Genomic DNA, 25,544 nt, shown 5'->3' with positions numbered 1-25,544 from the left:
GCGTAAGAGATTTATTCGCAAACGCAATAAGACTTATCAAAAAAGGAATGACGAACAGGCAATAAGTCTCACCGTGGCGTTTATCGACTTCAGGAAATATAGAAGAGATAATGCTATATTATTAGCCCTTATAATTTGCAATCTTGGTTAAGTTGAACTTAACAAACTATGAGTAATATTCTAAAACGCATGGCTATTTTTTCTAAAGTTGTCGATTGCGGCGCGTTCAGCATGGCAGCCAAAGAATTAGGCATTACCACCTCAGCCGTCAGCCAGCATATCCGCCAGCTGGAAAACGAACTGGGCATTCAATTGCTTCTGCGATCTACCCGCTCACTGAGCCTGACCGAAGCCGGCCAATGTTTTTATGAGGATTGCGTGTTGATGATCCATGCCGCCGAGCGGGGCCAACAGCGTATTGCCGCGCTGCGCGGCGAACTGGCCGGTGAACTGCGCGTCGCCACCTCCACGGAGTTCGCCACCCATTATCTGGTACCGGCGTTGCAAAGTTTCCTGGATGAACACCCGCGCATCACTCTGCGGCTGGAAATCCATGACGAAAAAATCGACCTGATAGGACAGCGGATAGATTTGGCGATCCGTGGCGGCGTGCTGGCCGATTCCAGCTACGTCTCCACCCGCCTGGCGCGCTTTCGCGAAGTGTTGTGCGCCTCTCCAGCCTACCTTGCCGAGCACGGCGCGCCGGAGACGCCACAGGCGCTCACCCGCCATCAATGGGTCACCTTCACCCCTTTGGGGAACCCGCAATTTGTCAGGCTGGTCCACGCGAATGGCGATGAACACCGGCTACGCATGACCGGGCGCTTATTTACCAATAACGGCATGGCGATGAAAGAATTGGCGCTGGCCGGCAAGGGGATTATCCGTAATTTCTTTGTCAATGTTGAACGTGAATTGCGCAGCGGTGATTTGGTGGAAGTGTTGCCTGCATGGCGGTTGCCGGAGATTAATTGCTATGCGATTATGCCGCGCCGGGACAGCCAACCATTAAAGGTTCGCCGTTTACTGGAGCATATGAAAATCCATTTAAAAGAAAAAGAACAAAATTCAGAAAATCAGTTACGCACTTAATTAAATAAGAAGTGTCTGTAACGCTAATTAATTTAGTTTATTAACTTTTCAGCCGATTGCTGACCAGCACCAGCGCGTTATTTTTAGATTGCAGCCTAATAATATTATCCTTAATAACTTTACTTTCGCCAATATAAGCGTTTATCCAAAATCAATTCAAATAGTCAGAACGAACGGGGCTTTAAGTAACAGAAAATTTGAATCAACCCCTCTCTATTTCTCAATTCTGCCATTTCCCCGCAGCTTATCCCCAAAATGCAAAACGGGGAGCTGATAGCTCCCCGCGGTAACACTTTTGCCAAAAGGCTTACTCGACCTGTCTGATATCGACACGCAGCTCTTTGGGCACTTCAAATACGATATTCTCTTCACGGCCACTGACTTCATGCACATCCACCCCGCCCATCGCTCGCAGGCGGCTGATGACGTCCTGAACCAGCACATCCGGCGCCGAAGCCCCGGCGGTCACGCCGATGTTACTGGCGTTTTTCAACCAGGCTTCCTGAATATCCGCCGCGGAGTCGATCAGGTACGCCGGCTTGCCGACGCGCTGAGCCAGCTCGGCCAGACGATTGGAGTTGGAAGAGTTCTTCGACCCGACCACCAGCACTACGTCCGCATCGCCGGCCAGGTTGCGCACCGCTTCCTGACGGTTAGTCGTGGCGTAGCAGATGTCGTCCTTGCGCGGCCCGATAATGCTCGGAAAACGCTGGCGCAGGGCATCGATCACTTCTGAGGTGTCATCCACCGACAGCGTGGTCTGCGTCATAAAGCACAGGTTCTTTTCGTCCTTCACCTGCAGCTTCCACACGTCTTCCGGCGACTCCACCAAATACATGCCGCCTTTCGGGTTGCTGTACTGGCCCATGGTGCCTTCCACTTCCGGATGGCCGGCATGGCCAATCAGGATCGCCTCGGTACCCCGGCGGCTGGCTCGCGCCACCTCCATATGCACCTTGGTCACCAGCGGGCAGGTAGCGTCAAACAGCATGGTCAGATCACGGGCTTTGGCTTCTGCCCGCACCGCCTGGGAAACCCCGTGCGCCGAGAAGATCAGAATCGACCCGTCCGGCACTTCGGCAATCTCTTCGATGAACACCGCCCCACGCTCGCGCAGGCTGTCTACCACGTAGCGGTTATGCACCACTTCGTGACGCACGTAGATAGGCGCGCCGTAAATCTCCAGCGCGCGCTCAACGATACTGATCGCACGATCAACCCCGGCGCAAAAGCCGCGTGGGTTAGCCAGCAATATTTGCATGCGTCTCCTCCTGCTGCGGGTCAATCTCCAGCACTTCGATATCGAAGCTCACCGGATGGCCCGCCAACGGATGGTTGAAATCAACGGTAATCGAATCTTCCGCTACTTCACGCACCACACCCGGCATTTCGCTGCCGTCGATGGCGGTAAACAGCATGATGGTGCCCACGTCCGGCACCCCGGTTTCCGCGAAATCACGGCGTGAGAAAAACTGGACCAGATCCGGATTCTCTGCGCCGAACGCCGCTTCCGGCTGCAGGGTAAAGGCGCATTTGTCGCCCGCACGCAGGCCGAGCAGTTGCTCTTCCAACGGAGCCGACAGGCTGCCGTCACCCAGGCGGAACAACGCCGGTTTGCCGTTACCGCGGGTCGACTCTGCCGTTGAGCCGTCTTCCAGTTTCAGCGTGAAATGAACCAATACGGCGCTGTCACCGTTAACCTGAGCCGTCATATTACTCACCTTTACTCTTTGCGCCTTTGCTCGCCGGCGACAGGAAACCTTCCAGCACAATCATCGCCGCCCCCACGCAGATAAAGCTATCCGCCAGGTTGAAGGTCGGGTAATGCCAGTTGCCCACATAGAAATCGATAAAATCGACCACGAAACCGTGCCAAAGACGATCGAACAGGTTGCCGAGCGCACCGCCGATGATAAAAGCATAGGCGATGTTGTTCAGCTTCTGCTGCGCCTGGCTGCGGTACATCATCACCAGCAGCACCGCCACGATGGCGACAGCGATGCCGGCGAAGAACCAGCGCTGCCAGCCGCCGTGATCGGCGAGGAAGCTGAATGCGGCGCCGTAGTTGCGCGCATAGAACAGATTGAACGACGGGATCAACGGCTGGGACTGGCCCAGCACGAAGTTACCGAGGATCCACTGCTTGCTGGCAAAATCCAGCACCAGCACCACTACCATCACCCATAGCCAACGCAGGCCGGTCGAACAGATTGGTTTACTCATCAGGCACTTGTTCTCAGGCGTAGTTACGCTTTTCGCCGTCGCCGGCTACGTTGATCACACAGCGGCCGCAGATGTCTGCGTGATCCGCCACCAGGCCGATGTCAGTGGTGTAATGCCAACAACGCGGGCATTTCTCGCCTTCCGCAGTGCTGAAGGCAATCTTCAGACCTTTCACCAGCTCTGATTGCTGCGCGTCCGCCGGCGCATCCGCCAGAGGTGCAACGCGTGCCGCCGAGGTCAGCAGCACGAAGCGCAGCTCGTCTTTCAGGCTATTAAGGCGCTCAGCCAGCTCGCTGTCGGCATACAGCGTGACCGCAGCCTCCAGAGAACCGCCAAGGCGTTTATCGGCTCGCGCCTGCTCCAGAACCTTGTTCACTTCGCCACGCACTTTCAGCAGCTCGGCCCAGAAGGCATCGTTCATGCTTTCGCCTTCGGCCAGGCCGAACAAGCCGTCGTACCACTCCTCGGTAAACACGTACTGCGTGCGTTTGCCCGGCAGGAAGCCCCAGATTTCGTCAGCGGTGAACGACATGATCGGTGCCATCCAACGCACCAGCGCTTCCGCGATGTGGAACAGCGCGGTCTGGCAGCTGCGGCGAGCGACGCTGTCGCTCTTCGCGGTGTACTGACGATCCTTGATGATATCCAGGTAGAAGGAGCCCATCTCGACCGAACAGAACTGCATCAGACGCTGCACCACTTCATGGAAATCGTAGTTGGCGTAGGCCTGCTCGATATCCTGCTGCGCCGCCAGCGCACGGCCGACCGCCCAGCGATCCAGCACCACCATGTCTTCCGGTGCCACGCAGTCGGTGCTCGGCTCGAACCCGTTCAGGTTGGCCAGCAGGAAGCGCGCGGTGTTACGGATACGGCGGTAAGAATCGGCGGAGCGCTTCAGAATTTCATCGGAAACCGCAATCTCGCCGGTGTAATCGGTCGAAGCTACCCACAGACGCAGAATGTCGCCACCCAGCTTGTTCATCACGTCCTGCGGACTGATGGTGTTGCCGATCGACTTGGACATCTTGCGGCCCTGACCGTCAACGGTGAAACCGTGGGTCAGCACTTCTTTATAAGGCGCCTTGCCCTTCATGGCGGTGGAGATCATCAGCGATGACATGAACCAGCCGCGATGCTGATCCGACCCTTCCAGATACATGTCGGCGCCGTGGCCGTTAAACTCAGGGCGTACGTCCACGACCGAAGAGTGGGTTGAACCTGAGTCGAACCACACGTCCAGGGTATCAGGTACTTTCACGTAGTCGGCGGCGTCGGCACCGAGGATATCGGCCGCGTCCAAATCCCACCAGGCTTGAATGCCGTCCTGCTCAACGCGTTTGGCGACTTCTTCCATCAGCTCGACGCTGCGCGGATGCAGTTGCTCGGTGTCTTTGTGCACGAACAGCGACATCGGCACACCCCAGGTACGCTGACGCGAGATGCACCAGTCCGGGCGGTTAGCCACCATCATTTCGATACGCGCCTGGCCCCATTCAGGGATCCACTGCACGCCTTTGATCTCTTCCAGCGACTGCTGACGCAGGCCTTTCTGATCCATGCTGATGAACCATTGCGGGGTCGCGCGGAAAATGATCGGCGTCTTGTGGCGCCAGCAGCATGGGTAGCTGTGAACCAGTTTTTCCACGTGCAGCAACGCACCTTTCTCACGCAACAGTTCGACGATCAGATCGTTGGCCTTGAACACGAACTTGCCATCCAGCAGCGGGTAGGTGCCGGTCAGGTAGCAACCGTTCGGCCCCACCGGGTTGGCCACTTCCAGGCCGTATTTCTGGCCGATCACGAAGTCGTCCGGGCCGTGGCCAGGCGCGGTATGCACCGCACCGGTACCGGCGTCCAGCGTGACGTGCTCACCGAGGATTGCCGGCACGTCGAAGCCCATGAACGGGTGTTCGAAGCGCAGCAGCTCCAGATCGGCGCCTTTGCAGCTGCCCAACACGCTCCACTCGCTGATGCCGGCGCGTTTCATCACGCTCTCGACCAGTTCGGCCGCCAGGATCAGGCACTGGCCTTCAACCTGCACCAGTTGATAAGCAAACTCAGGGTGCAGCGAGATAGCGCGGTTAGCCGGCAGCGTCCACGGCGTCGTGGTCCAGATCACCAGAGAAACCGGGCCGTTAAAATGGGTCACGCCAAATTTGGCCGCCACGGCAGCCGCGTCAACCGCGTGGAAGGCCACATCGATAGACGGCGAGGTTTTGTCGTAATACTCGACTTCCGCTTCCGCCAGCGAAGAGCCGCAGTCGGTACACCAATGCACCGGCTTCGCGCCTTTCAGCAGGTGGCCGTTGCTGATGATTTTGCCCAGCGCGCGGATGATGTTGGCTTCTGTTTTGAAGTCCATGGTCAGGTACGGGTGATCCCAGTCGCCCAGCACGCCCAGACGGATGAAGTCTTTCTTCTGACCTTCAACCTGTTCGGCGGCATACTCGCGGCATTTCTGACGGAATTCCGCCGGGGTGAGCTTCTCGCCCGGCTTGCCGTACAGCTGCTCTACTTTCAGTTCGATCGGCAGGCCATGGCAGTCCCAACCCGGAATATAAGGCGAGTCGAAACCGGACATCCCTTTAGACTTGATAATAATGTCTTTGAGAATCTTGTTAACCGAGTGACCAATGTGAATGCTGCCGTTCGCATACGGAGGGCCGTCATGCAAAATGAAGGATTTCTTGCCCTTTTTGGCAGTACGAATCATCCCGTACAGATCCTGCTCATACCAACGTTGCAGCATGCCAGGTTCACGCTTGGCGAGATCGCCGCGCATCGGGAACCCTGTTTCCGGCAAGTTCAGGGTATTCTTGTAGTCACTCATGAGATTCTCGTTTCCGTTTTCGGCTATTTACCCGTCACACTTCAAGCTGCATCTTTGTCGGCCGCCCTTTCTTACCCGAATCACTTGCCTGTGCAAGCTCATCGGGGTTCGCGCGGTTGCCGCCGCGATGCCACTCGAATTGTTTAGGGTAAACGATTAAACCAGTGTTTTTAACCCGAAGAACTTTCGGGCCGTCACCACATCATTGGCGATTTGCTGCTTCAGCGCATCGAGCGAAGCAAAACGCTGTTCATTGCGCAATTTCGCGCGGAGCACCACGTCAATATGGCGCCCGTAAAGATCCATTGTGACATCCAGCAGGTGGACTTCCAGCTGCTGCCGCACGCCGGCAACGGTTGGGCGCGTGCCGATATTGGCCACGCCCGGGAGCGGTTCAGGGCCCAGACCATAAACATCCACGGCATAAACCCCTTTCACCGGCGCAACCAGGCGCTTCAGCGGCAGGTTGGCGGTTGGGAAGCCAATGGTGCGGCCCAGTTCATCGCCGTGCACCACCCGGCCCGAAATGCTGTACGGATGGCCCAGCAGCGCTTCTGCCTGCGCCAGGTCGTCATCGCGCAGCGCATTGCGAATAGCCGTGCTGCTGATGCGTTGATCGCCTTCACGGAAGGTCGGCGTGCTGATCACCTCAAAGCCGTATTCTTCCCCGGCTTTCTGCAATAGCGGAAAATCGCCCTGGCGAGCTGCACCAAAGCGAAAATCATCCCCGACCATCAGGAATTTTACGCCAAGCTTTTCCACCAGCAGTTCGGCGACGAACGCTTGGGCGGTATTGGCGGCGAAACGCGGATCAAACTTGACGCACAGCAGGTAATCAACCCCCGCCTGCGCCAGGTATTTGGCCTTGTCACGCAAACGCGTGAGACGGGCCGGCGCCTTGTCCGCTGCAAACATTTCCAGCGGCTGCGGCTCAAAGATCATGACCATCACTGGCAGCCCGAGGCGCTGCCCTTCTTGTTTCAGCTGCTCCAGCAACGCCTGGTGACCGCGATGTACGCCGTCGAAGTTGCCGATGGTGAGCACGCAACCATGGTGACGTGCCCGGATATTGTGAACGCCGCGAATTAGCTGCATAGCTGGCTCAAAACAGTGGAAATCGCCGGATTATACCTTGTACAGCGGTTAAGGTTAACCCGCGATTGGTGCCTTTATGTAATAGACATACCATACCGGAGATAATCGGCAGGTGAAACGTCCTGACCGCAGTTTATCCGGCGCCATAAACGCGATTACCGACTACGGCCAATGGCTTGCGACCACCGCGACAAATCATTGGCGAATTTTCTCGCGAAAGACTGTATTCCCATGACCGAAGCTGGTAAAATCCTGCGCCATCACAACGTAGCAAGTGCCGCCCGTACAAACGGCGCTTATTTGCACAAATTCATTGACAAACGCAGGCCAAAAGGGCATATTCCTCGGCCTTCGAATTGTCCTCAATAGAATATATTTGGGAGTTGGACCTTGGCTAATATCAAATCAGCTAAGAAACGCGCCGTACAGTCTGAGAAACGCCGCAAGCACAACGCTAGTGGTCGTTCAATGATGCGTACCTACATCAAGAAAGTAGAAGCGGCAATCGTAGCTGGCGACAAAGAAGTAGCACAAAACGCATTCAACGTAATGCAACCAATCGTGGACCGCAAGGCTGCTAAAGGCCTGATCCACAAAAACAAAGCAGCACGCCATAAGTCAAACCTGTCGGCGCGCATCAACGCAATGCAATAAGCATCGTGTTGTCTGCTTGATAAAAAAAACCGGCTCAGGCCGGTTTTTTTACGTCTGTAATACCCGGTCTAGTAAGCAAACAGCGCCGAGAAATCCTTGTTGCACACCCTTTGTACCGCCGGATGCTGGATCATTCGCTCGGCAAAGATGATGTAGTACTCTTCCTGTACGCTATCAATACGCCCAATCTCCACCACGTCATCATCGTTATAAGTGTCCTGCGCATACAGCGTCGGCGCAACGAAGATCGCGTTGTGGTACATGCCAAATGTCTTCATCAGCGCGGCATCATCAAATTCGCCCAGAATCTCCACCTGAATGCCCTGGGTGTTAAACCAGTTGAGCAGTTTACGCCCCAGCATCGAACGGCGGCCGGGTATCAGCAGCTTGCGTTGCTCCAGACAGGCGGGAAACGGCAGATCCGGTGCCGGCTGGCGGCAAAAGAAGCTAATGCCGCACTCACCCAGCTTGAGCGAAAATAACCCTTCCTGCTGGCTGGAATCCACCGGGCAGTCTGACAGGATCATATCCAGCTTGTGCTGGCTGAGCTGTTCCAACAGCATCTCGTGCGTTGATTCAAAGCAACGCAGGTGAATTTGCTCGTTATCCACCACCACTGCCGTTTCCAGAACCTGACTCACCAGGCGTTTGGAAAGCGCATCCGCTACCCCCACGTCGAACAGCAGGTTGGATTCTTTGCGATAATTGACGATATCCAGCATTTCCTGGCTGAGCATGAACATCTTGTCGGCGTAACGAAAAACCAGTTGCCCCAGCTCTGAAGGCACCAGCCCACGCCCCTGACGCTTGAACAGCTTGCCGTCCAAACGTTCTTCCAGCGCTTTGATCTGGCCGGTAATGGTCTGCGGCGTCAGAAACAACGCTTCGGCGGCGCCGACCACCGAACCTTCTTTGCAGACCTGCCAGAAGTAGTAAAGGTGATTAAAGTTGATATGCGACATCCTCACGAGGTGCTCTCCTTAACGTTTCGCATCGGCAAAGGGTCTGCCGTGATGAGCGATTAATGTCCTTGCTGTATTTCAGACAACCTGTTGCTGCATTCGTCCCAAACCGAATGGCCGAAACTGAACATATTTTAGACCGAACAGCTCCGACCAGCTATTGTAGTGTTTCCCCATCAACAGGGGATCCCCTAAAGGAGTTATCTGACTCGCGGTAACGACAGGCGCAACAGACCGTATCCCACCACCGCCGCGGTAGTGGAACCAATCAGGATACCCAGCCGCGAGTAGGTGCTTAATGCCACGTCGGCATCGCCAAAGGCCAGCGAAGCGATGAAGATAGACATGGTGAAGCCAATGCCACAGAGCACAGAAACGGCAAACACCTGTTTGAACCCCATTCCTTCAGGCAGGCGGGCGATACCCAGCTTCACCGCCAGCAGGCTAAAAGTGAAGATGCCCAAGGGTTTACCGATAAACAGACCCACTGCGATCCCCATCGGCAACAGCGAGGTCAGCCCGCTCAGCGACACGCCCTGCAATGAAACGCCGGCGTTGGCAAAAGCAAACAGCGGCAGTATCAGGAACGCCACCCAGGGATGCAGCCCATGCTCCAGCGTCTCTGACGGCGACGGCCCCTTCTTCACATGCAGCGGTATCATAAAGCCGACGATCACCCCGGCCAACGTAGCATGCACCCCGGACTTCAGGATCGCTACCCACAGCACCAGGCCGACAAGCATATAGAGCGAGGTTTTCCCCACGCCGCGCCAGTTCATCAACGCCAGCACGGCAATGGAAGCCGCCGCCACGCCCAGCGCCGTCATCGACACTTCATGGGTATAAAACAGCGCGATAATCACGATCACGCCCAGGTCGTCGATAATCGCCAACGCCAACAGGAACACCTTCAGACTGGTGGGTACACGGTTACCCAACAGCGCCATGACCCCAAGGGCGAACGCAATGTCGGTAGCCGCCGGGATAGCCCAGCCCTGACGGGTGACCTCGTCCGCGCCGTTGAACATCAAATAAATCAGCGCCGGCGCCAGCATACCGCCCAACGCGGCGATCGCCGGAAATACCGCCTTGTCACGCCCGGCCAGCGAGCCTTCCATCAACTCACGTTTAACCTCCAACCCGACCACCAGGAAAAAGATCGCCATCAGGCCGTCGTTAATCCATAGCAACAAGGGTTTGCCAATCTCCAGCGAGGAGATTTTCACCATGACAGGTAAATCGAGAAAAGCGTGATAAATCCCCTGAGCCGGGGTATTGGCCATGATCAACGCGATAATCGCGGCCACAATCAGGATAATGCCGCCCGCGGCTTCCTGACGTAAAAACTGACGAATAATGTTGGTCACAATACGTCTCTCCACAGCATTGCGGGGCAGAAGAAACGCCCCGCGGACAAAATAATGGAATGAGTATAGACGCCGTTTAAGCTCGAAAAAACACGTTTATAAATGCTATAAAGATCGCAAAAACCGAGCAATTGAAGATGTGAGTCACATTTAAATGTGGGGGCGGTAAAAGGCCCGAGGCAATAAAAAACCCCGGATTCGACGCCGGGGTTTCATGCAACAAGCTAGTGAAAACAGTAAATTAACGCGTCAAATCGTCAAAAAACTTTTTCACACCGTCGAAGAAGCTCTTCGAGCGCGGGCTGTTTTTGTCGCCGGATGGGCCACCGAGGCTCTCTTCCAGCTCTTTCAGCAACTGCTTCTGCTTGTCGTTCAGGTTAACCGGGGTCTCCACCACCACGCGGCACAGCAGGTCACCCTGGCTGCCGCCACGCACGGATTTGACACCCTTGCCGCGCATGCGGAACAGTTTGCCCGTCTGGGTTTCTGCCGGTACTTTCAGCTTCACGCGGCCATCCAGCGTCGGCACTTCAATCTCGCCGCCCAATGCCGCCATCGCGAAGTTAATCGGCACTTCGCAGTACAGGTTATTGCCTTCGCGCTCGAAGATCGGGTGCGCTTTCACCTGAACCTGAACGTACAGATCGCCCGCCGGTGCGCCATGCTCACCCGCTTCACCCTCACCCGCCAGGCGGATGCGGTCACCGGAATCTACGCCGGCCGGGATTTTCACCGACAGCGTTTTGGCTTTCTCTACGCGGCCGTGGCCATGGCAGCTGTTGCAAGGGTCTTTGATGATCTGACCGCGGCCATGACAGTGCGGACAGGCCTGCTGCACGGTAAAGAAGCCCTGGCGCATTTGCACCTGGCCCTGGCCATGACAGGTCGGACAGGTGACCGGCGAACTGCCGGGTTTCGCGCCGCTGCCGTGGCAAACACCACACTCTTCCAGCGTCGGGATGCGGATCTCTTTGGTAACGCCACGAACCGCTTCCTCGAGGGAGAGCTCCATGTTGTAGCGCAGATCGGAACCGCGGCTGGCGCGGCTTCGGCGGCCACCACCGAAGATGTCGCCGAATACGTCGCCAAAGATATCGCTGAAGTCGGCGCCACCGCCGCCAAATCCGCCGCCGCCCATGCCACCCTGTTCAAAGGCGGCATGGCCGTATTGATCGTAGGCCGCACGCTTTTGCTCGTCGGTCAGGACCTCGTAGGCTTCCTTGACCTCTTTAAATTGGGCTTCGGCGTCTTTCTCCTGGTTGCGGTCAGGATGGTATTTCATCGCCAGGCGCTTGTACGCCTTTTTTATCTCACGCTCTTCCGCCGTCTTGGAGACGCCGAGAATCTCGTAATAGTCTTTCTTCGCCATTATTTCTCTTACCCTTAACATGCGTGCACGGGCGTAGAGTTGCCTCGACGCCCGTGCTGGTTTCCGGTAACGGCCTGACGGCCGTTCCGTGCCCGCTTAAGGGCGATTATTTCTTGTCTTTGACTTCTTCGAACTCAGCGTCAACCACGTCGTCGTCTTTCTGCGCCGCGTTGTCGGCACCGGCATCAGCGCCTTGCTGAGCCTGCTGCGCCTGAGCCATTTCCAGCAGCTTGCCGGAAACCTGCACCAGCGCCTGGGTCTTGGCTTCGATATCGGCTTTGTCTTCGCCTTTAACCGCAGCTTCCAGATCTTTCAGCGCCGCTTCGATAGCCGTTTTATCTTCCGCCGGCAGTTTGTCGCCTGCTTCTTCCAACTGCTTGCGGGTGCCGTGGATCAGGTGATCGGCCTGGTTACGGGTCTGCACCAGCTCTTCGAACTTACGGTCAGCTTCGGCGTTCAGTTCGGCATCGCGCACCATTTTCTGGATTTCTTCTTCGTTCAGACCGGAAGAAGCCTTGATGGTGATTTTCTGCTCACGGCCGGTATTCTTGTCTTTGGCAGACACGTGCAAAATACCGTCGGCGTCGATATCGAAGGTCACTTCGATCTGCGCCATACCGCGTGGAGCAGCCTGGATGCCGTCCAGGTTGAATTGGCCCAGCGACTTGTTATCGTTAGCGCGTTTACGCTCACCCTGCAGCACATGGATGGTTACCGCAGACTGGTTGTCTTCAGCGGTAGAGAACACCTGGCTGTGCTTGGTCGGGATAGTGGTGTTTTTGGTGATCAGCGGAGTCATCACGCTGCCCATGGTTTCGATACCCAGCGACAGCGGGGTAACGTCCAGCAGCAGAACGTCCTTCACATCACCGGCCAACACGCCGCCCTGTACCGCAGCACCCACCGCAACGGCTTCGTCCGGGTTAACGTCTTTACGCGGTTCTTTACCGAAGAAATCAGCCACTTTCTTCTGAACCATTGGCATACGGGTCTGGCCGCCCACCAGGATCACGTCCTGAATGTCGGAAACCGACAGGCCTGCGTCTTTCAGCGCAACTTTCAGCGGCTCGATGGAACGCGCAACCAGATCTTCGACCAGCGACTCGAGTTTGGCGCGGGTCACTTTGATGTTCATGTGTTTCGGGCCGCTCGCGTCCGCCGTGATGTACGGCAGGTTGACGTCGGTCTGCTGAGCGGAAGACAGCTCAATCTTCGCTTTCTCTGCGGCTTCTTTCAGACGCTGCATTGCCAGCGGATCTTTACGCAGATCCATACCCTGTTCTTTCTTGAATTCTTCAACCAGGTAGTTGATCAGACGGCTGTCGAAGTCTTCGCCACCCAGGTGGGTATCACCGTTGGTTGCCAGAACTTCGAAGGTTTTTTCGCCGTCAACGTCGTCGATTTCGATAATGGAAATATCGAAAGTACCGCCGCCCAGGTCATAAACCGCGATGGTGCGGTTGCCGACTTCTTTGTCCAGGCCGTAAGCCAGAGCCGCAGCCGTTGGTTCGTTGATGATGCGTTTTACTTCCAGACCTGCGATACGGCCGGCGTCTTTGGTCGCCTGACGCTGTGCGTCGTTGAAGTAGGCAGGTACGGTGATAACCGCTTCAGTTACCGGTTCACCCAGGTAATCTTCCGCCGTTTTCTTCATTTTCTTCAGCACTTCAGCAGAAATCTGCGGAGGCGCGATTTTCTGGCCTTTCACTTCGATCCAGGCGTCGCCGTTATCCGCCGCCACGATTTGGTACGGCATGATGTCTTTATCACGCTGTGCTTCTTCGTCCTGGAAACGACGGCCAATCAGGCGCTTGATCGCAAACAGGGTATTTTGTGGGTTAGTCACAGCCTGACGCTTAGCCGGCTGACCAACCAGAATCTCACCGTCTTGGGTGTAGGCGATAATAGAAGGAGTTGTGCGGTCGCCCTCGGCGTTTTCCAGCACGCGCGCCTTACCACCATCCATAATTGCTACGCAGGAGTTGGTAGTCCCCAGGTCGATACCAATAATTTTGCCCATCTAAACGTCTCCACTAATAAATTCATAATTCGGTCAGGTTGCTAACCTATATGCGGGCGATTTTTTGCTTTTCAACTGCCCGCTATCTCAGTCTTTCCCGCGGTCAGCAACTGCGGTTGCAAATAAGATGGGGCCATCCAACTCAGCATCAAGGGGCAAGGTGAAAAAAATTTCTTTTTTATCGTCACTCAGATCATTGTTTCCTGCTCAGGGGATCATTATGATGCCGCGCGCTCTGATGGAAGTTACGGGTTTTTCGGCCATTCAGACCATTTATGAATTTACTTAGCTATTTCCGTTAACTTTCTGTTATCGCAGAGGACATATGCACACCAACAAGTTGGCAAATCCCGGCCCGCTCGGCCTGATGGGCTTCGGGATGACCACCGTCTTGCTGAACCTGCACAACGCGGGCTTTTTCCCACTGACCTCCGTCATCATCAGCATGGGGATTTTCTTCGGTGGCCTGGCCCAGATTATGGCCGGCCTGCTGGAATACAAGAAGGGCAATACCTTCGGCATGACTGCCTTTATCTCCTACGGCAGCTTCTGGCTGAGCCTGGTCGGCATTCTGCTGCTGCCGCGCCTGGGCCTGGCCGAACCGACCGACGCGACCGTATTGGGCGTCTATCTGGCGCTGTGGGGCGTTTTCACCCTGTTCATGTTCTTCGGCACGCTGTGCGCCAACCGTGCGCTGCAGTTCATCTTTGCCAGCCTGACGCTGCTGTTCGCCCTGCTGGCGATTGGCAACATCACCGGCAACCACGCGCTGCTGAACTTTGCCGGCTATGAAGGGGTGATTTGCGGCGCCAGCGCCATTTACCTGGCCATGGCGGAAGTGCTCAACGAGCAGTTCGGTCGCACGGTGCTGCCGATTGGCCAAGTGACGGCCAAACGTGCGGAGCCCACTCTGGCAACGGCGTAATTGCCTTTGGCCTGAAACAAAAAACCCTGCGACGCAGGGTTTTTTTTAGCTGTAGGAACCGGCGCGTTGCGCCTTGGTTTCACTGTTTAAATCGCGGTGCAGGTAGATGCCCAGCAGCAACCCGATGCCGGACAACGCCAGCACGTAGTAAGCAGGCGCTAACGGGGTTAATTTCATGATCAGCGTCACAAATATTGGGGTTAAACCACCAAAAACAGCGTATGCAACATTGTATGAGAACGAAATCCCGGTAAATCGCACTTCCGCCGGAAAAGCCCGCACCATCACGTAAGGCACCGCGCCTACGACCCCAACACTGAAGCCCACCAGAGCGTAACCGGCGAACAGCATTTCCGGATGCGCCCCCACCGTCCGATAGAACAGCCAGCTGCAGCCGGCCAGCAATAAACTGCCGACGATAAAGGTTTTACTGGCACCGAAGCGATCCGCCGACAGCCCGGCGGCAATGCACCCGGCAATCAGCATGATGGTGGCAATGCTGTTAGCCTGCAGCGACAGCGCCGGGGCGATGCCAAACTGCTTTTGCAGGTAGGTTGGCGTCATCAGAATGACCACCACGATACCGGCGGACAGTAGCCAGGTGAGCAGCATAGAAACCGCCACTTCCTTGCGATGATTAAGCACCACGGATTTGAGCGGCAGCTCACTGGCCAGCGCTTTGCGCGCCTGCATCTCGACGAAGATGGGCGTTTCCTGCAGCCAGCGGCGCAAATACATCGCCACCAGCCCGAAGATACCGCCGAGCAGGAACGGGATGCGCCAGCCGCCGCCGAGAATGGTTTGTTGGCTTAATGTGGTGTTGAGCACCGTCGCGACCAGCGATCCCAGCAGAATGCCGACGGTCAGCCCGGCGGTCAGCGTGCCACAGGCGAAGCCGATACGGCGGCGCGGCACATGCTCAGCGACAAATACCCAGGCGCCCGGCACTTCACCGCCAATCGCCGCCCCTTGCAACACGCGCATCAGCAACAGTAACAGCGGCGCGGCAATGCCGATATTGGCGTAGGTGGGCAACAGGCCCATCGCCAGGGTCGGTAACGCCATCAGCAGAATACTCAGGCTGAACATTTTTTTGCGGCCAACCCGATCGCCGAAATGCGCCATCACGATGCCGCCCAGCGGCCGGGCCAGATAACCGGCGGCGAAGATACCGAAGGTCTGAACCTGTCGCAGCCATTCCGGCATGTCCGCCGGGAAAAACAGCTCACCCATCACCGCGGCAAAGAAGACGAAAATGATGAAGTCATAAAACTCCAGCGCACCGCCGAGGGCAGCCAACGTCAGAGTTTTGTAGTCTTGCCGGTTTAACCGGCGATTATTATCGTGAGGCATAGGGTACCGTCGGAAAAGGCCGTAGAAATAAAAGCCGCAGGCTTTCTGTAAACGAATTCTTACTATAGCGGCAAATTATTTTCACACCAGACGGACTGAAGCTAATCTCACAGATTGCTGAAATTTAGAGGTTTATCTCGCGGCGCGCGTTCTTCGGGCGAAATGCTGCTACCACCGTCTCCTGCGTTTCCACATAAGGCCCTTCGAGCAGTTGAATGCAATAAGGCACGCTGGCGAAAATGCCGTGCACCACCGTCTTGCCCTGCTCATCCTTCACCCCTTCCAGCGTTTCCTTGATCGACTTCGGCTGCCCGGGCAGGTTGATGATCAGCGCCTGTTTGCGGATCGCCCCCACCTGACGCGAAAGAATTGCCGTTGGCACATAGTGTAGGCTGATTTGCCGCATTTGCTCGCCGAAGCCGGGCATCACGCGATCGGCTATCGCCAGGGTGGCATCAGGCGTCACGTCGCGCCGGGCCGGGCCGGTACCGCCGGTGGTCAACACCAGATGGCAGCCCATCTCGTCCACCAGCTCGCACAGGGTCTGTTCGATAAGCGTCTGCTCATCGGGGATCAGGCGGGTTTCCACTTTAAAGGGTGAGGCGAGTGCGGCGGTCAGCCACTCTTCCAATGCCGGAATGCCTTTATCCTGGTAAACGCCGCCGGAAGCGCGGTCGGAAACAGAAACCAAACCAATACGTAATATGTCCATGCGTAACCTCTACAGCCTGATGGGTTCACTTCCCATCCTGTTATTAATCCTGAGAGTATAAAGTGTCTGCCCTCCGCCGGGCGCAGCGAGCATAAAAAAAGGCGGCCTGAGCCACCTTTTTCGCGCTGATTGCGGTAATTACAGCAGATCGGCGATCATTTTTTCCAGCTTGCCCTGGTCTACGGCAAACTTGCGGATACCGTCGGTCAGTTTCTCAACCGCCATTGGATCCTGGTTGTGCTGCCAGTAGAACTCAGGCTCGGTCAGCGCAGCAGGGCGCGCTTTCACTTCGCCGGTGTAAGCCAGTTTACGCTCCAGTGCGCCTTCGCTCTCTGCCAACTCTTTCAGCAGCGCAGGGGCAATGGTCAGACGGTCGCAACCGGCCAGTTCAATGATTTCGCCCACGTTACGGAAGCTGGCGCCCATCACCACGGTCTTGTAGCCGTGCTCTTTGTAGTACTGGTAGATCTCGGTCACGGAAACCACGCCCGGATCTTCGTTTGGCGCGAACTCTTTCTTGTCGCCATTGGCTTTGTACCAGTCGAGGATACGGCCAACGAACGGAGAAATCAGGAACACGCCGGCTTCAGCACAGGCACGCGCCTGAGCGAAGGAGAACAGCAGGGTCAGGTTACAGTTGATGCCTTCTTTTTCCAGCTGTTCCGCTGCGCGGATGCCCTGCCAGGTAGAAGCCAGTTTGATCAGGATGCGATCGTTGCTGATGCCGGCATCGTTGTACAGTTTGATCAGGCGCTTGGCCTTGGCAACGCTGGCTACGGTGTCGTAGGACAGGCGTGCGTCCACTTCTGTGGAGATACGGCCCGGAACCAATTTAAGGATTTCCAGACCGATGTTGACGGCCAGCTTGTCGGCGGCATCGGCAATCTGCTGTTCGCGATCGCTGCTCTGCTCGCGCGCCCAGGCAACGGCTTCGTCAATCAGTTTACGGTATTCAGGAATTTGAGCTGCATTGAGGATCAGCGAAGGATTGGTTGTGGCGTCTTGCGGTTGATACAGCTTCATTGCCGCGATATCGCCCGTGTCCGCAACCACAGTAGTAAGCTGGCGCAGGGAAGTTAATTTATCGGTCATGTTGGCATTATCTCATCGTTTGTGCATGAACTTTTGGCATCGTTCAACCATGCCCTGCCTTGATAATAACATGCGCAAGGCCCGGTGCAAGGCTGGAAAATCGCGGCCAGGCGGCGTTGGTTTTTTCCTTGGGCGAGCAACCGTTTACGCAGATATCTTTCGTCATTTCCGAACTAATGAAAAGGCAATAACGTGCTATCGATGAAATGAATTATGTTAAATTCTCGCCAAATTAGGCGATAGCGGCGCAGAGATGAGAAAAATCTCAATTCATCTGAATCCGACGACTCTCGGCTAAGCTCTTGTAAAAACACGCTCAAGGTATTTTCACCCGCAGTGGATACTGTGCGGTGCGCAATAAATTTCAACCAGGAGGGATCCGTGACGGACCTGATAGATTTTATAAACGCCGTTTTGTGGGGTTCGGTGCTGATTTATTTGCTGCTGGGTACGGGCATTTATTTCACCCTGCGTACCCACTTTATTCAGGTTCGCCATTTCAGCCACATGTTTTCGGTACTGAAGCACAGCAACAAAAGCGACAGCGCAGGCATCTCTTCTTTTCAGGCGCTGTGTACCACCCTGGCGGCGCGCGTCGGTACCGGTAACCTGACCGGCGTGGCGATAGCCCTCACCGCCGGCGGCCCAGGGGCTATCTTCTGGATGTGGATCGTGGCGTTTATCGGCATGGCTACCTCGTTCGTTGAAAGCAGCCTCGCCCAGCTCTACAAAACCAAAGACGATCAAGGCAATTACCGCGGTGGCCCGGCTTACTATATGGAAAAGGGCCTGGGCATGCGCTGGATGGGCGTGCTGTTCTCCCTTTTCCTGATCATCGCCTTCGGGCTGGTGTTTAATGGCGTCCAGGCCAACTCCATCGCCCAAGCCTCCGCCATCGCGTTCAACGCGAAGCCGCTGCATGTGGGGATCGGTCTGGTGTTGCTCAGCGGCATCGTGATCTTCGGCGGCATCCGTTCCGTCGCGCGCGTGGCCGAACGAATAGTACCGCTGATGGCCGGTGCCTATCTGCTGCTGGCTTTCTGGGTGATTGGCCACAACATTGATCAGATGTCGGCAATCCTCACGCTGGTGGTCAAGAGCGCCTTTGGGCTGCAGGAAGCGGCGGCCGGTGCCGTCGGCTATGGCATTTCGCAGGCCATGACCCAGGGCGTTCAGCGCGGTCTGTTCTCCAATGAAGCCGGCATGGGCTCCGCGCCCAATGCGGCAGCCTCCGCATCACCTTACCCGCCGCATCCCTCCTCGCAGGGCTACGTGCAAATGCTCGGGGTATTCATCGACACTATCGTTATTTGCAGCGCCACCGCCGCGATCATTCTCTCCTCCGGCGTGTTGGATCAGCCGACAACCAGCATCAGCGGTATCGATATGACCCAGCGGGCCCTCTCCGCCGCCGTCGGCAATTGGGGCGCGCCGTTTGTCGCCGTCGCCATTTTCTTTTTCGCTTTCACCTCGATCATTGCCAACTATGCTTACGCCGAGAGCAATCTGGTGTTCCTGGAACACAACCACCCGGCCGGGTTGACGATTTTCCGCTGCGCGGCGTTGGGTATGGTGATGTTTGGCGCCCTGGCCGAGCTGCCGGTGGTGTGGAAAATGGCCGACACGTCGATGGCGCTGATGGCGATCACCAACCTGACGGCTCTCCTGCTGCTGTCGCGCGTGGCGCTGAAACTGGCCAACGACTACCACCGCCAGCGCAAGTTGGGGATATTGCCCACTTTCGACGCCAACCGTTTTCCCGAGCTGAAACCCCAGCTTGAACCTGGCGTATGGGATAAAGGCTGACTTTTGCGGGCGTGTATCACTGCTCTCTTCCTATACCCTATGCATTTCGAGTTGGCCGCTCTAGCGCATCCATGCGCTCGCGGCATTTGTACATCCCTGTACGGCACAGCCAGGCGGTAAAGTCGCTTGCCCCAGGCGCTTACTGGAGTAAGCGCCTGGGGCCAACAACGCTGCAGCTTGAAAGGCGGCGGGTATCAGACCCATTGCCCCTTTTTCTCGCGCTTTTTGCTACAGTATCGGTTCTTGGATAAACAGGATTTGGCCATGCTCGTTATTATTTCACCTGCAAAAACCCTTGATTACGAAAGCCCGCTGGCGACAGAACGCTTCACGCAGCCCGAATTGCTGGACAAGTCGAAGCAACTGATCAAAATCTGCCGCGAACTGACGCCGGCACAAATCTCCAGCCTGATGGGCATCAGCGATAAACTGGCCGGTCTGAATGCCGCTCGCTTCAGCGACTGGCAGCCTAAATTCACCCCAGACACCGCCCGCCAGGCGTTATTGGCGTTTAAAGGCGATGTGTATACCGGCCTGCAGGCGCAGGACTTCAGCGAAGAGGACTTTGATTTCGCTCAACAGCACCTGCGGATGCTGTCCGGCTTATATGGCGTGCTGCGCCCCCTCGATCTGATGATGCCTTACCGGCTTGAGATGGGCATCAGGCTGGAGAATCCGAAGGGCAAGGATTTGTACGGTTTCTGGGGCGAGCAAATCACCAAAAAGTTGAACGAGGCGCTGGAACAACAGGGTGACGACCTGGTGGTCAATCTGGCTTCCGACGAGTACTTCAAATCGGTGAAACCGGCCAAACTGCACGGTACGCTGATCAAACCGGTGTTTCTCGACGAGAAAAACGGCAAATATAAGGTGATCAGTTTCTACGCCAAAAAAGCGCGTGGGTTGATGAGCCGCTTTATCATCAAAAACCGCCTGACGCAGCGCGAACAGCTGCTTGGTTTCAATCTGGAAGGCTACACCTTTGATGAAGCCGACTCCAAAGGCAATGAACTGGTGTTCAAACGCCCCGAACAGTAAAAAGAACGCAAAAAAAAGCCGTCGCAATGACGGCTTTCGTTTTTAGGCTGAGCGGTATCAGGCCGGCAGAGCCATCAGGAATTTACGCAGCTCGGCGAAACCGGCCGGCAGGTTGTGGGACAGCAGCGGTAAATCGGCACGCAGCGCCAGCGCTTTCGGCAGCGGCAGTTCCTGGCCGAGGATCTCTTCCACGCTCTCCTTGAACTTGGCCGGATGCGCAGTGCCGAGGAACAAACCAAACTCCCCTTCTTGCAACTGATCGCGCAGAGCGCGGTAAGCAATCGCAGCATGCGGTTCTGAGAGATACCCCAATTGCGCCAGCTCCCGCATGGTGTCCCTGGTGGTTTCATCACTCACCGCCGCACGGCCCAGCTCTTTCAACTGCCAGATTTTACGGCGGAACAGCTCCTCCACGCGCGGCCAGTTGTTCGGCTGGCTTACGTCCATCGCATTCGACAGCGTAGCGACCGTAGCGTGCGGCTGCCACTGACCGTTGGTCAGGAAGCGCGGCACGGTGTCGTTGGCATTGGTGGCAGCGATAAAACGCTTCACCGGCAGCCCCAGCGACTTGGCCAGCAGGCCGGCGGTCAGATCGCCGAAGTTACCGCTTGGCACCGAGATAACCAGTTGATTGCGCGCTTCCTGCGGCAATTGCGCCACCGCTTCGAAGTAGTAGCAAATCTGCGCCAGCAGGCGGCTGATATTGATGGAGTTTGCCGAGTTCAGGTGCAGCGCCTCTTTCAACTCCTGATCGTCAAAGGCCTGTTTCACCAGCGCCTGGCAAGCATCGAAGTCACCATCGATCGCCACGGTGTGGATATTGCCGCCCAAAGTACAGAACAGTTTTTCCTGCAGCGGGCTGATTTTGCCCTGCGGATACAAGATGACCACGCGTACGTTCTTCAGGCCATAGAAAGCGTGCGCCACGGCGGCGCCGGTATCGCCGGAGGTCGCCGTCAGGATGGTCACCGGCTGATCGCCCGCCACTTCCGCCAGCATCTGCGCCATAAAGCGGCCGCCGAAGTCTTTGAACGCCAGCGTCGGGCCGTGGAACAGCTCCAGACAGGCAATGTCGTCTTCCACTTGCGCAACCGGCGCAGGGAATTCAAACGCCGCCGCCACGCGCTTATGCAGCGCCTCTTCCGACACTTCATCGCCGATAAACGCCGACAGGATTCGGGTGCTGCGGGTGACAAAGTCCTGCTCCAGCAGGTGATCGATTTCGGTCAGTTCAAACTCCGGCAGATCCAGCGGGAAAAACAGCCCCTGCTGTTTGCCCAGGCCCTGTTTGATCGCCTGCGCGAAGCTGACCTGCTCGTTGTGATCCTTAAGGTTGTACAGTTTCATGCGTTATCCCAGTAGTCGTGCGCCTGCGGTATCCAGACGGCAAATATGAACAAAACCTTCGTCGTTTTGCAGATAGTGATTGGTCAGCCAGTCGGCCATGCGTTGTGCGGTGGCGCCATCGTCACAGACGGCGAACAGCGTCGGGCCGGAGCCGGAGATGCCGCAAGCCAGAGCGCCGATGTCCTGCGCGGCCTTGCGCGCGTCGGCAAAGCCCGGCAGCAGGCGGGTACGGTACGGCTCGGCAATCACGTCCTGCATCAGTTTGGCTGCCAGACGCGGCTGCTGGGTGTGGCAGGCATGGATAAAGCCCGCCAGATAGCGACCATGGCTGATGCAGTCCTGACGGCGGTACTGCGCGGGCAGGATAGCGCGCGCTTCGGCGGTGGACACCTTGATGCCCGGGTAGGCCATCACCCACAGCCAGTCTTTAAAGCAGGGCACTTCCTGGCTGATGAAGCCCTCTTCTTCCAGCATCAACTGCAGGCCGCCCAGGTAGCATGGCGCGACGTTGTCGTAATGCACGCTGCCGGAAATACGACCTTCCAGCTCGCCCATCAGGCCCAGCAGCGTCATTTCATCCAGCGGACGGTTGCAGAATTCATTCATCGCCATCAACCCGGCGACCACCGAACAGGCGCTCGAGCCCAGGCCGGAACCGATCGGCATGTTTTTCTCCAGCCGCATCGCCACCGGGATCTGCCGGCCTATCTCCTGGCAAAAACGCTCCCAGCATTGATAGACGATATTTTCTTTCGGATCGTCAGGCAGTTTGCTGACAAAGCGGCCGGCGTTTTGCAGGCTGAACGTTTCGGCGGCTTCCACGCTGACGCAGTCGCCCAACAGAGTGCCGTCGATCGGAGACACCGCCGCACCCAGAACGTCGAAGCCGACGCTGACGTTGCCAATTGAGGCCGGTGCATACACCTTAACCATATTAAACTCCCAACTTCCATGACAGTGTGCGCAACAGGTCGGCAAATACCCCCGCCGCAGTCACATCATTACCGGCGCCGTAACCGCGCAGCACCAAAGGTAATGGTTGATAGTAACGGCTGTAGAAAGCCAGGGCGTTCTCACCGTTCTTCACTTTATACAACGGATCGTTGCCGTCTACCGCATCAATGCGAACCTGACAGCGGCCATCTTCGATCACGCCGACATAGCGCAACACCTTACCCTGCTCGGCGGCGTTAGCCACGTTGCGGGCGTATTCTTTATCCAGTTCCGGCAGGCGTGCCAGGAAGGCCTCCACATCTCCGGAGGCGTCAAAGGACGGCGGCAGCGCCGACTCGACCTCGATGTCCTCCAGCTCCAGCTTGTAACCCGCCTCACGGGCCAGGATCAAAAGCTTGCGGGCCACGTCCATACCGGAAAGATCGTCACGCGGATCCGGCTCGGTATACCCTTTGGCCCTGGCCTCCAGGGTCGCCGCCGACAGCGACATGCCTTCGTCCAGCTTGCCGAAAATAAACGACAGCGAACCGGACAGGATACCGGAGAAACGCGTCAACTCATCGCCTGCGTTCAGCAGATTTTGCAGGTTCTCAATCACCGGCAAACCCGCACCGACGTTGGTGTCGTACAGGAACTTGCGGCGTGAACCGGCAGCGGCGGTGCGCAGCTGTTGATAGTAGTTCATCGACGAGGTGTTGGCCTTCTTGTTCGGCGTCACCACGTGGAAACCATCGGCCAGGAAATCCGCGTATTGGTCGGCAACCGCCTGGCTGGAGGTACAGTCGACGATCACCGGGTTCAGCAGGTGATACTCCTTAACCAAACGGATCAGGCGGCCAAGATTGAACGGTTCTTTGGCTGCGGCCAGCTCCTCGTTCCAACTCTCCAGAGCAATGCCGTGCACATTGGTCAGCATGGCGCGGGAATTGGCGATACCGCAAATGCGCAGATCGATATGCTTTTGCTTCAGCCACGGCTGCTGGCGATAAATCTGCTCGATCAACGCGCCGCCGACGCCGCCGACGCCGATGACAAACACTTCAATCACCTGATCGGTATTGAACAGCATCTGGTGGCAGACGCGAACGCCGGTGGTGGCGGAATCGTTGCTGACCACCACCGAGATGGAACGCTCCGACGAGCCCTGAGCGATGGCGACAATGTTGATATTGGCGCGCGCCAGCGCAGAGAAGAAGCGGGCCGAGATGCCGCGCAGAGTGCGCATGCCGTCGCCCACGACCGAGATAATCGCCAGCTTTTCCATCACGTCCAGCGGCTCGAGCAAACCGTCTTTCAGCTCAAGGTAGAATTCGTCTTCCAGCGCACGGCGCGCACGCCGCAGCTCGCTCTGCGGCACGCAGAAGCTGATGCTGTACTCGGAAGAGGATTGGGTAATCAGCACCACCGAAATCCCGGTGCGCGACATGACGGCGAACACCCGCGCGGCCATGCCGACCATGCCCTTCATCCCCGGCCCGGAAACGTTGATCATCGCCATGTTGTTCAGATTGGTGATGCCCTTTACCGGGGTATCGCTATCCACATTTTCACCGCCGATCAGCGTGCCGGGGGCCTGCGGATTGGAGGTGTTTTTGATCAGGCAAGGGATTTGGAACTGGGCAATCGGGGCGATAGTCCGAGGGTGAAGTACGCTGGCGCCGAAATAGGAAAGCTCCATCGCCTCCTGATACGACATCGATTTAAGCAACCTGGCGTCCGGCACGGTGCGCGGGTCGCAGGTATAAACGCCATCGACGTCGGTCCAGATCTCGCAACAGTCCGCGCGCAGACAAGCGGCCAGCACCGCGGCAGAGTAGTCGGAACCGTTACGGCCCAGCACCACCAACTCGCCTTTGTCATTACCGGCGGTAAAACCGGCCATCAGCACGATGTGATCCGCCGGGATAGCTGCGGCGGCGATGCGCAAGGTGGATTCGGTGATATCCACCGTCGACTCCAGATAATGCCCCTGCGCCAGCAGCTTCTCTACCGGGTTGATCACCGTCACCGGGAAACCTTTGGCGTGGAATACGCCTTCCATGATGGCGATGGAGAGCTTCTCGCCACGGCAGATAATCGCCGCATTCACGCTGTCCGGGCACTGCCCCAGCAGCGCTACGCCGTGCAGCACCTGCTTCAGTTGGGCGAACTCCTGATCGACAAAGGTCTTCAGGCGATCGTATTCAAACCCCGGCAGAGCCTGTGCCAGGCCGCTCAGCAGATCGGCGAAGATACGCTCCGCATCGCTCATATTTGGCAGAATGTCTTGCCCGGCCACCGTTTTTTCAATCATCGCCACCAAGTGATTGGTGATCTTTGCAGGCGCGGACAATACCGTGGCCACCTGTCCCTGACGTGCGTTACTTTCCATGATGTCGGCAACGCGCAGAAAACGTTCTGCATTCGCTACCGAGGTTCCGCCAAATTTCAGCACTCGCATTTCTGATCTCTCCCGAATTTAAGCCGAAAAAAAAGCCCGCACTGGTTAGGTGCGGGCTTTTTTCTTTTGTTTCCTGTACGCGTCAGCCCGCCCCGTTACCTGTGGTTTCGGTGGTGGTAATAATTGTGATATTCAGGCTGATGTTTCGCATTTTTCTGTCTGTCTCATTAAATACTCTGTCCCCTCTATTGGTTAAAGCAATCGCTTTCCCAAGTCAAATTATTTCTTGTTTTTGCTCATTGGCCGCCCTGCCTGACGGGTGAGT

The 25,544-nt window shown here is 56.7% G+C and carries 21 protein-coding genes and 1 other annotated feature; of the genes, 5 read left to right on the top strand and 16 right to left on the bottom strand.

The features are described 5' to 3' along the window. Positions 1-168: 168 nt before the first annotated feature. Entirely contained in the window at positions 169-1,092 is a 924-nt protein-coding gene (locus tag JK621_RS02210; protein ID WP_212558464.1) for a LysR family transcriptional regulator, read from the top strand. 307 nt (positions 1,093-1,399) lie between these two features. Here JK621_RS02210 and ispH read toward each other — a convergent pair whose 3' ends face one another. From ispH to ribF, 5 genes are all read right to left on the bottom strand, one after another. Next, positions 1,400-2,353, bottom strand: a complete 954-nt coding sequence (ispH, locus tag JK621_RS02205; protein WP_212558463.1) for a 4-hydroxy-3-methylbut-2-enyl diphosphate reductase — start codon at positions 2,351-2,353, stop codon at positions 1,400-1,402. Beyond that, positions 2,334-2,804 (bottom strand): FKBP-type peptidyl-prolyl cis-trans isomerase, encoded by a 471-nt coding sequence (fkpB, locus tag JK621_RS02200; RefSeq protein WP_212558462.1) that lies wholly within the window; start codon positions 2,802-2,804, stop codon positions 2,334-2,336. The genes ispH and fkpB overlap by 20 nt, the downstream gene beginning before the upstream one ends. A gap of 1 nt (position 2,805) precedes the next feature. Continuing rightward, the gene (gene lspA, locus JK621_RS02195; RefSeq protein WP_004950035.1) at positions 2,806-3,315 is read right to left on the bottom strand and encodes a signal peptidase II; all 510 of its coding nucleotides are present in this window, start codon (positions 3,313-3,315) and stop codon (positions 2,806-2,808) included. Between the two features lie 13 nt (positions 3,316-3,328). Further along, positions 3,329-6,145 (bottom strand): isoleucine--tRNA ligase, encoded by a 2,817-nt coding sequence (ileS, locus tag JK621_RS02190; RefSeq protein ID WP_212558461.1) that lies wholly within the window; start codon positions 6,143-6,145, stop codon positions 3,329-3,331. A gap of 156 nt (positions 6,146-6,301) precedes the next feature. Further along, positions 6,302-7,240, bottom strand: coding sequence for a bifunctional riboflavin kinase/FAD synthetase (ribF, locus tag JK621_RS02185; RefSeq protein ID WP_212558460.1), 939 nt, complete (start codon positions 7,238-7,240; stop codon positions 6,302-6,304). Positions 7,241-7,630: 390 nt separating this feature from the next. Between ribF and rpsT the strand changes: the two genes are divergently transcribed. Continuing rightward, on the top strand, positions 7,631-7,894 hold the full coding sequence (rpsT, locus tag JK621_RS02180) for a 30S ribosomal protein S20 (RefSeq protein WP_006317535.1): 264 nt from the start codon (positions 7,631-7,633) through the stop codon (positions 7,892-7,894). 68 nt (positions 7,895-7,962) lie between these two features. Here rpsT and nhaR read toward each other — a convergent pair whose 3' ends face one another. The 4 genes from nhaR to dnaK all read right to left on the bottom strand — a co-directional run bounded on the left by nhaR (position 7,963) and on the right by dnaK (position 13,612). Beyond that, on the bottom strand, positions 7,963-8,862 hold the full coding sequence (gene nhaR, locus JK621_RS02175) for a transcriptional activator NhaR (protein WP_004950031.1): 900 nt from the start codon (positions 8,860-8,862) through the stop codon (positions 7,963-7,965). A gap of 194 nt (positions 8,863-9,056) precedes the next feature. Further along, complete coding sequence (gene nhaA / locus JK621_RS02170) at positions 9,057-10,223, bottom strand: Na+/H+ antiporter NhaA (protein WP_212558459.1); 1,167 nt, start codon at positions 10,221-10,223, stop codon at positions 9,057-9,059. 241 nt (positions 10,224-10,464) lie between these two features. Continuing rightward, positions 10,465-11,592, bottom strand: a complete 1,128-nt coding sequence (dnaJ, locus tag JK621_RS02165) for a molecular chaperone DnaJ (protein WP_212558458.1) — start codon at positions 11,590-11,592, stop codon at positions 10,465-10,467. Between the two features lie 106 nt (positions 11,593-11,698). Then, complete coding sequence (gene dnaK / locus JK621_RS02160) at positions 11,699-13,612, bottom strand: molecular chaperone DnaK (RefSeq protein ID WP_212558457.1); 1,914 nt, start codon at positions 13,610-13,612, stop codon at positions 11,699-11,701. A 325-nt stretch (positions 13,613-13,937) separates the two neighbouring features. Between dnaK and satP the strand changes: the two genes are divergently transcribed. After that, positions 13,938-14,537, top strand: a complete 600-nt coding sequence (satP, locus tag JK621_RS02155; RefSeq protein ID WP_212558456.1) for an acetate uptake transporter — start codon at positions 13,938-13,940, stop codon at positions 14,535-14,537. A 45-nt stretch (positions 14,538-14,582) separates the two neighbouring features. Here satP and JK621_RS02150 read toward each other — a convergent pair whose 3' ends face one another. The 3 genes from JK621_RS02150 to tal all read right to left on the bottom strand — a co-directional run bounded on the left by JK621_RS02150 (position 14,583) and on the right by tal (position 17,694). Then, the gene (locus JK621_RS02150; protein ID WP_212558455.1) at positions 14,583-15,890 is read right to left on the bottom strand and encodes an MFS transporter; all 1,308 of its coding nucleotides are present in this window, start codon (positions 15,888-15,890) and stop codon (positions 14,583-14,585) included. A gap of 124 nt (positions 15,891-16,014) precedes the next feature. Next, positions 16,015-16,602 carry a molybdopterin adenylyltransferase gene (gene mog, locus JK621_RS02145; RefSeq protein WP_212558454.1) on the bottom strand — a complete coding sequence of 196 codons (588 nt, stop codon included), beginning with the start codon at positions 16,600-16,602 and terminating at the stop codon, positions 16,015-16,017. Positions 16,603-16,740: 138 nt separating this feature from the next. Beyond that, positions 16,741-17,694: a transaldolase gene (gene tal, locus JK621_RS02140; protein ID WP_126480147.1), complete on the bottom strand. Its 954-nt coding sequence runs from the start codon at positions 17,692-17,694 to the stop codon at positions 16,741-16,743. Positions 17,695-18,075: 381 nt separating this feature from the next. Here tal and JK621_RS02135 point away from each other — a divergent pair, with 381 nt between their 5' ends. After that, positions 18,076-19,500: an alanine/glycine:cation symporter family protein gene (locus JK621_RS02135; protein ID WP_212558453.1), complete on the top strand. Its 1,425-nt coding sequence runs from the start codon at positions 18,076-18,078 to the stop codon at positions 19,498-19,500. A 264-nt stretch (positions 19,501-19,764) separates the two neighbouring features. Further along, positions 19,765-20,538: a peroxide stress protein YaaA gene (gene yaaA, locus JK621_RS02130; RefSeq protein ID WP_212558452.1), complete on the top strand. Its 774-nt coding sequence runs from the start codon at positions 19,765-19,767 to the stop codon at positions 20,536-20,538. Positions 20,539-20,595: 57 nt separating this feature from the next. On the opposite strand, the gene thrC is transcribed toward yaaA, so the two are convergent. The 4 genes from thrC to thrL all read right to left on the bottom strand — a co-directional run bounded on the left by thrC (position 20,596) and on the right by thrL (position 25,430). Further along, positions 20,596-21,885, bottom strand: coding sequence for a threonine synthase (thrC, locus tag JK621_RS02125; protein WP_212558451.1), 1,290 nt, complete (start codon positions 21,883-21,885; stop codon positions 20,596-20,598). A gap of 3 nt (positions 21,886-21,888) precedes the next feature. Further along, the gene (gene thrB / locus JK621_RS02120) at positions 21,889-22,818 is read right to left on the bottom strand and encodes a homoserine kinase (RefSeq protein WP_212558450.1); all 930 of its coding nucleotides are present in this window, start codon (positions 22,816-22,818) and stop codon (positions 21,889-21,891) included. Position 22,819: 1 nt separating this feature from the next. Then, positions 22,820-25,279: a bifunctional aspartate kinase/homoserine dehydrogenase I gene (thrA, locus tag JK621_RS02115; RefSeq protein ID WP_212558449.1), complete on the bottom strand. Its 2,460-nt coding sequence runs from the start codon at positions 25,277-25,279 to the stop codon at positions 22,820-22,822. Between the two features lie 25 nt (positions 25,280-25,304). Next, positions 25,305-25,423 (bottom strand) — a sequence feature (Thr leader region). After that, positions 25,362-25,430 carry a thr operon leader peptide gene (gene thrL / locus JK621_RS02110; RefSeq protein WP_100220745.1) on the bottom strand — a complete coding sequence of 23 codons (69 nt, stop codon included), beginning with the start codon at positions 25,428-25,430 and terminating at the stop codon, positions 25,362-25,364. Its footprint overlaps the feature before it by 62 nt. Positions 25,431-25,544 lie beyond the last annotated feature (114 nt).

The organism is Serratia plymuthica, assembly GCF_018336935.1.
In the GTDB taxonomy this organism is placed as follows: domain Bacteria; phylum Pseudomonadota; class Gammaproteobacteria; order Enterobacterales; family Enterobacteriaceae; genus Serratia; species Serratia plymuthica_B.
The sequence above is the reverse complement of the archived record's forward strand: the minus strand, read 5'-3'. Positions and strand labels throughout refer to the sequence as shown.